We start from the raw sequence: 6,580 nt of genomic DNA, 5'->3' as shown, positions 1-6,580 counted from the left end.
ACAAAAAAACGGATATACACACAAAAACAAGAAACCCCACCCATAAAAAAACCCGCATCACTGCGGGTTTTCTAACAACGCTAAACCATCAATTAACCTTAGCGTTCAACTCACCCTTCAAATACCGCTGATACATAGCTTCCAACGAGATCGGCTTGATCTTCGAAGCATTACCCGCCGTACCAAACGCCTCATAACGCGCAATACAAACATCCCGCATCGCCGTTACGGTCGCGCCAAAGAACTTACGCGGGTCGAACTCGCTAGGATTGGTTGCCATCAACCGACGCATCGCACCGGTAGAAGCCAAACGCAGGTCAGTGTCGATGTTGACCTTGCGCACGCCGTACTTGATGCCTTCGACGATTTCTTCAACCGGCACGCCGTAGGTTTCCTTGATGTCGCCGCCGTACTGGTTGATGATCGCCAGCCACTCCTGCGGTACCGAGGAAGAACCGTGCATCACCAGGTGGGTGTTGGGGATGCGCTTGTGGATTTCCTTGATGCGGTCGATGGCCAGCACGTCGCCGGTGGGCGGCTTGGTGAACTTGTAGGCGCCGTGGCTGGTGCCGATGGCGATGGCCAGGGCGTCGACCTGGGTTTTCTTGACGAAATCCGCGGCTTCTTCCGGGTCGGTCAGCATCTGGCTGTGATCCAGAACGCCTTCGGCGCCGATGCCGTCTTCTTCGCCGGCCATGCCGGTTTCCAGCGAGCCCAGGCAACCCAACTCACCTTCTACCGAGACGCCGCAGGCGTGGGCCATGGCGACGGTCTGCTGGGTGACGCGCACGTTGTACTCGTAGTCAGTCGGGGTCTTGCCGTCTTCGCCGAGGGAGCCGTCCATCATTACCGAGCTGAAGCCCAGTTGGATCGAGCGCTGGCAGACGTCAGGGCTGGTGCCGTGGTCCTGGTGCATGCACACAGGGATGTGCGGGAATTCTTCGATCGCCGCCAGGATCAGGTGGCGCAGGAACGGCGCGCCGGCATATTTACGGGCACCGGCCGAAGCCTGGACGATCACCGGGGAGTCAGTCTTGTCAGCGGCTTCCATGATGGCGCGCATCTGCTCAAGGTTGTTGACGTTAAAGGCTGGGACGCCGTAGCCGAACTCGGCTGCGTGGTCCAGCATCTGACGCATGCTGATAAGTGCCATTGTGTGTCTCTCTCCCGGTCGAGGGTCGTTAATCGTGCCAGCCTGCCGGAGCGGCGGCGGCTATTCAAGTCATTGCGGATCAGGGGTTGGCCCGGCCGCGTGTTCGGAATCGCCAAACCCAAACATTGATGCTATCCCTGTGGGAGCGAGCTTGCTCGCGATAGCGGTTTATCAGGCAACAGTCATGTTGAATGTGCCGCCCTAATCGCGAGCAAGCTCGCTCCCACATTGGATCTGCTTCCCTATTCAGATCTGTGTGAATCAGATGAATCTTGTCACTCAGCCTTGCAACCACGCCCAATCAGATCATTGGTGGCGACCCAGTACACCAGGCCTTCCTTACCCTTGATGTGAAACGCCAGCATGTCATCGCTGTACAGCGAACCTTCGGCACCCGGCTCCAGCTTGAGCCGATAAACCTTCTCGGCACCGCCCAGGCGGACATCGACTGCCTTGCGCGCAGCATCGGTATAACGCCACAGCACCTTGGCTTCGCTGTCACATGTCCAACTCGTCCAGCCCTCTGCAACGGGTTCGGACGACTGCAAAAAACCCAGTTGCGAGCAACCGGCCAACAATGCCAACGCCGTGACGGCGACAAAGCCTTTCATCCGTGTTCCTCGACGGGCGGCACAGGCCGCCAGCCATGAGTTAAAGAGTCTGACCCGTCAAGGACAACCATGTTCCTTGACCGGCGCTTGCGTCTCGTATTTATCCAGGCCGTCCGGGCCGGAACGCTTGTTCAGCACCGGGTTGGTCTCGGCCTGCCAGTCGGCCTGGTAGCAACCGTCCTCGGGTGCTGGCGCCGCATTATCCGGCGCCGTCGCTTTCGGGCTGCTGGAACAGGCCGCCAGCAACGTCGCAGCCATCAGCGCCATGAACGTCTTGACCATTTGAACACTCCTTTGCCTGGTCAACGCCGCCTCAGGCCTTGGCCCGGCTTTCCAGGACTTCCACGGCGGGCAGCACTTTGCCCTCGACGAATTCGAGGAACGCGCCACCGCCGGTAGAAATGTAGGAGATCTGCTCGGCCACGCCATATTTATCGATGGCCGCCAGGGTATCGCCACCGCCGGCGATGGAAAACGCGGCGCTTTCGGCGATGGCTTGGGCCAGCACCTTGGTGCCGTTGCCGAACTGGTCGAACTCGAATACGCCAACCGGGCCGTTCCACAGGATGGTCTGGGAGGATTTCAGCAATTCGGCGAAGTTGGCCGCGGTTTGCGGGCCGATGTCGAGGATCATGTCGTCCTCGGCCACGTCAGCGATCAGTTTGACAGTGGCAGCGGCGCTCTCGGCGAACTCCTTGGCGACCACCACGTCCACCGGCAGCGGAACGCTGACCTTGGCGGCGATTTCACGGGCGGTGTCCAGCAGATCCGGCTCGTACAGTGATTTGCCAACCGGGTGGCCGGCCGCAGCGAGGAAGGTGTTGGCGATGCCGCCACCGACGATCAACTGGTTGCAGACTTGGCTCAGGCTGTTGAGTACGTCGAGCTTGGTCGACACCTTGGAACCGGCAACGATAGCGGCCATCGGCTGGGCCGGCGAGCCCAGGGCCTTGCCCAGCGCATCGAGTTCGGCGGCCAGCAGCGGGCCAGCAGCGGCGACCTTGGCAAACTTCGCCACGCCATGGGTCGAGCCCTCAGCGCGGTGGGCGGTGCCGAAGGCGTCCATCACGAACACGTCGCACAGGGCGGCGTATTGCTGGGCCAGTTCATCGGCGTTCTTCTTTTCGCCTTTGTTGAAGCGCACGTTTTCGAACAACACGACGTCGCCAGCCTTGACGTCGACACCGCCCAGGTAATCCGCCACCAGGGGCACGTCACGGCCCAAGGCCTTGCTCAGGTAATCGGCTACAGGCTTGAGGCTGTTTTCCGCCGAGAACTCGCCTTCGGTCGGACGGCCCAGGTGCGAGCAGACCATCACGGCCGCGCCTTTTTCCAGGGCCAGCTTGATGGTCGGCAGCGAGGCCAGGATGCGCGCGTCGCTGGTGACGACACCGTCCTTGACGGGGACGTTGAGGTCTTCGCGGATCAGTACGCGCTTACCTTGCAGATCGAGGTCGGACATCTTCAACACGGTCATGGGTCGCAATTCCTGGATAACTGTTTAGAGAGCAGGTTTATTGGAAGCTGTTTGCAGGTAATGCTCGGCAACGTCCAGCATTCGATTGGCAAAACCCCATTCGTTGTCGAACCAGGCCAAGATGTTCACAAGCCTTGGCCCGGAAACGCGGGTCTGGCTGGCATCGACGATGGCCGAATGCGGGTCGTGGTTGAAATCACAACTGGCATGAGGCAACTCGGTATAGGCCAGGAGGCCTTTGAGCGGGCCACTGGTGGCGGCTTCGCGCAGGATCCGGTTGACCTCGGTGGCGTCGGTATCGCTCACGGTCTGCATCGTGATATCGAGGCAGGACACGTTGACCGTCGGCACCCGCACGGCTTTGGCCTGAATTCGCCCGGCAAGTTCCGGCAACAGCCGTTCAATGCCACGCGCCAGACCAGTGGACACCGGGATCACCGATTGGAACGCCGAACGGGTACGACGCAAGTCCTCGTGGTGATAGGCGTCGATGACCGGCTGGTCGTTCATTGCCGAGTGGATCGTGGTGATGGACACGTATTCCAGGCCGATGGCCTGGTCCAGCAGGCGCAACAGCGGCACGCCGCAGTTGGTGGTGCAGGACGCGTTGGACACCAGCAGCTCTTCGCCGGTCAGGCAGTCCTGGTTCACGCCATAGACGATGGTGGCGTCGACGTCCGCCTCGCTGGCCATCGGCTGGGAAAACAGCACCCGTGGCGCGCCCGCGGCGATGAACCGCTGGCCATCGTCGCGAGTGTTGTAGGCGCCGGAGCACTCAAGCACCAGGTCGACGCCCAGCGACGCCCAATCGATGCCTTCGGGGGTGGCACTGCGCAGGACCTTCACGCAGTCGCCATTGATATGCAGACAATCGCCCTCGACCCGCACTTCGCCGGGGAACCGGCCATGGGTGGAGTCAAAGCGTGTCAGGTATTCGATGCTGGCCATGTCGGCCAGATCGTTGATGGCCACGATCTCGAACCCGGCCTTCGCCCCTCGCTCGAACAACGCACGCAAGACGCAACGACCAATGCGGCCGTAGCCGTTGAGTGCAACTTTGTAGGGACGCGGTTGGGGCATGGGGGTCTCGATAGTCGCGGGGAAACGAATTCGTGTTAACCACACAAATCTCTGTAGGAGCTGACGAGTGAAGCGAGGCTGCGATCTTTTGATCTTGATCTTTCGCTTGAGATTCAAGCGTCAGGGGAAAGATCGCAGCCTCGCTTCACTCGTCAGCTCCTACAGGAAGTGCGGTGGTCTCGACCACCGCGTCGTGTCTTAGTCTTCCAGCAGCTCTTCAGCCTGACCCAGGATGTTTTCCAGGGTGAAGCCAAACTCCTCGAACAACGCTGGCGCAGGAGCCGATTCGCCGTAGGTGGTCATGCCGATCACGCGGCCTTCCAGGCCCACGTACTTGTACCAGTAATCGGCGTGAGCGGCCTCGATGGCGATACGGGCGCTGACCTGCAGCGGCAACACCGCTTGCTTGTAGCCTGCGTCCTGGGCGTCGAAAACGCTGGTGCATGGCATGGACACCACGCGCACGTTGCGGCCCTGCTCGGTCAGCTTGTCGTAGGCCTGGACGGCCAGGCCGACTTCCGAACCGGTGGCGATCAGGATCAGTTCCGGCTCGCCGATGCAGTCCTTGAGCACATAGCCGCCACGGCTGATGTCGCCGATCTGGTCGGCATCGCGGGATTGGTGTTGCAGGTTCTGGCGAGAGAAGATCAGCGCCGATGGACCGTCGTTGCGCTCGATGGCGTACTTCCAGGCCACTGCCGACTCCACGGCGTCACATGGGCGCCAGGTGTCCAGGTTCGGCGTGCAGCGCAGGCTCGCCAGCTGCTCGATCGGCTGGTGAGTCGGGCCGTCTTCGCCCAGGCCGATGGAGTCGTGGGTGAACACATACAGGATGCGTTTTTTCATCAGTGCCGACATGCGCACGGCGTTGCGGGCGTATTCCATGAACATCAGGAAAGTCGCGCCGTACGGCACCAGGCCGCCATGCAGGGCTACGCCGTTCATGATCGCGCTCATGCCAAACTCGCGAACGCCGTAGTACATGTAGTTGCCGCTGGCGTCTTCAGCCGTCACGCCTTTGCAGCCTTTCCACAGGGTCAGGTTGGAGCCGGCCAGGTCGGCCGAACCGCCCAGCAGCTCTGGCAACAACGGGCCGAAAGCATTCAGGGTGTTCTGGCTGGCTTTGCGGCTGGCGATGGTTTCGCCCTTGGCGGCGACTTCGGCGATGTACGCCGAGGCTTTCTCGGCGAAATCGGCCGGCAGCTCGCCGCTGAGGCGACGTACCAGCTCGTTGGCCAGCTCAGGGAATTCGGCGGAATAGGCGGCAAAGCGCTGGTCCCACTCGGCCTCGGCTGCGCGGCCTTTTTCCTTGGCGTCCCATTCGGCGTAGATGTCGGCCGGGATTTCGAATGGGCCATGATTCCATTTCAGCGCCGCGCGGGTCAGCGCGATTTCCTCGGCACCCAATGGCGCGCCGTGGCAATCTTCCTTGCCTTGCTTGTTCGGCGAACCGAAGCCGATGGTGGTCTTGCAGCAGATCAGGGTCGGCTGCGCGCTCTTGCGGGCGGTCTCGATGGCGGTCTTGATTTCTTCCGGGTCGTGCCCATCGACGTTCCGGATCACCAGCCAGTTGTAGGCTTCGAAGCGCTTGGGGGTGTCGTCGGTGAACCAGCCTTCGACTTCGCCGTCGATGGAAATGCCGTTGTCATCGTAGAAAGCGATCAGCTTGTCCAGGCCGAGGGTGCCGGCCAGGGACGCCACTTCATGGGAAATGCCTTCCATCATGCAGCCATCACCCAGGAACACGTAGGTGTGATGATCAACTACGTTGTGGCCCGGGCGATTGAACTGCGCCGCCAGGACTTTTTCCGCCAGGGCGAAGCCCACGGCATTGGCCAGGCCTTGGCCCAGCGGGCCGGTGGTGGTTTCCACGCCAGGGGTGTACCCGTATTCCGGGTGGCCCGGGGTGCGGCTGTGCAGTTGGCGGAAGTTCTTCAGGTCATCGATCGACAGGTCATAACCGGTCAGGTGCAGCAGCGAGTAGATCAACATCGAGCCGTGGCCGTTGGACAGCACGAAGCGGTCACGGTCGGCAAACGATGGGTTGCTCGGGCTGTGCTTGAGGTAGTCGCGCCACAGCACCTCGGCGATATCCGCCATACCCATGGGGGCGCCGGGATGGCCGCTGTTGGCTTTTTGCACGGCATCCATGCTGAGGGCACGAATGGCATTGGCACGCTCACGACGGCTGGGCATCGCTGATCTCCTGGGTTTTGAATAACGAAACTGAAAAAAGGCGAGCATTTTCCCTCACCCACC

General features: G+C 61.2%; 6 protein-coding genes. All 6 read right to left on the bottom strand.

The features are described 5' to 3' along the window. Positions 1-88 precede the first annotated feature (88 nt). The 6 genes from fba to tkt all read right to left on the bottom strand — a co-directional run bounded on the left by fba (position 89) and on the right by tkt (position 6,517). Positions 89-1,153: a class II fructose-bisphosphate aldolase gene (fba, locus tag OC610_RS18335; RefSeq protein WP_003177554.1), complete on the bottom strand. Its 1,065-nt coding sequence runs from the start codon at positions 1,151-1,153 to the stop codon at positions 89-91. A 275-nt stretch (positions 1,154-1,428) separates the two neighbouring features. Beyond that, complete coding sequence (locus OC610_RS18330) at positions 1,429-1,764, bottom strand: MliC family protein (protein WP_264429621.1); 336 nt, start codon at positions 1,762-1,764, stop codon at positions 1,429-1,431. Between the two features lie 57 nt (positions 1,765-1,821). Then, positions 1,822-2,046 carry a hypothetical protein gene (locus tag OC610_RS18325; RefSeq protein ID WP_264429620.1) on the bottom strand — a complete coding sequence of 75 codons (225 nt, stop codon included), beginning with the start codon at positions 2,044-2,046 and terminating at the stop codon, positions 1,822-1,824. Positions 2,047-2,077: 31 nt separating this feature from the next. Further along, a complete protein-coding gene (locus OC610_RS18320) occupies positions 2,078-3,241 on the bottom strand; it encodes a phosphoglycerate kinase (protein ID WP_264429619.1) in 1,164 nt (387 codons plus the stop codon). Positions 3,242-3,265: 24 nt separating this feature from the next. Beyond that, complete coding sequence (epd, locus tag OC610_RS18315) at positions 3,266-4,321, bottom strand: erythrose-4-phosphate dehydrogenase (RefSeq protein WP_030137857.1); 1,056 nt, start codon at positions 4,319-4,321, stop codon at positions 3,266-3,268. Between the two features lie 198 nt (positions 4,322-4,519). Beyond that, complete coding sequence (gene tkt, locus OC610_RS18310; protein WP_264429616.1) at positions 4,520-6,517, bottom strand: transketolase; 1,998 nt, start codon at positions 6,515-6,517, stop codon at positions 4,520-4,522. Positions 6,518-6,580: the final 63 nt, after the last annotated feature.

Source organism: Pseudomonas agronomica (assembly GCF_025917275.1).
Taxonomy (GTDB): Bacteria; Pseudomonadota; Gammaproteobacteria; order Pseudomonadales; family Pseudomonadaceae; genus Aquipseudomonas; species Aquipseudomonas agronomica.
Note: the sequence above shows the minus strand (reverse complement) of the source record. Positions and strands in the feature narration are given on the sequence as shown.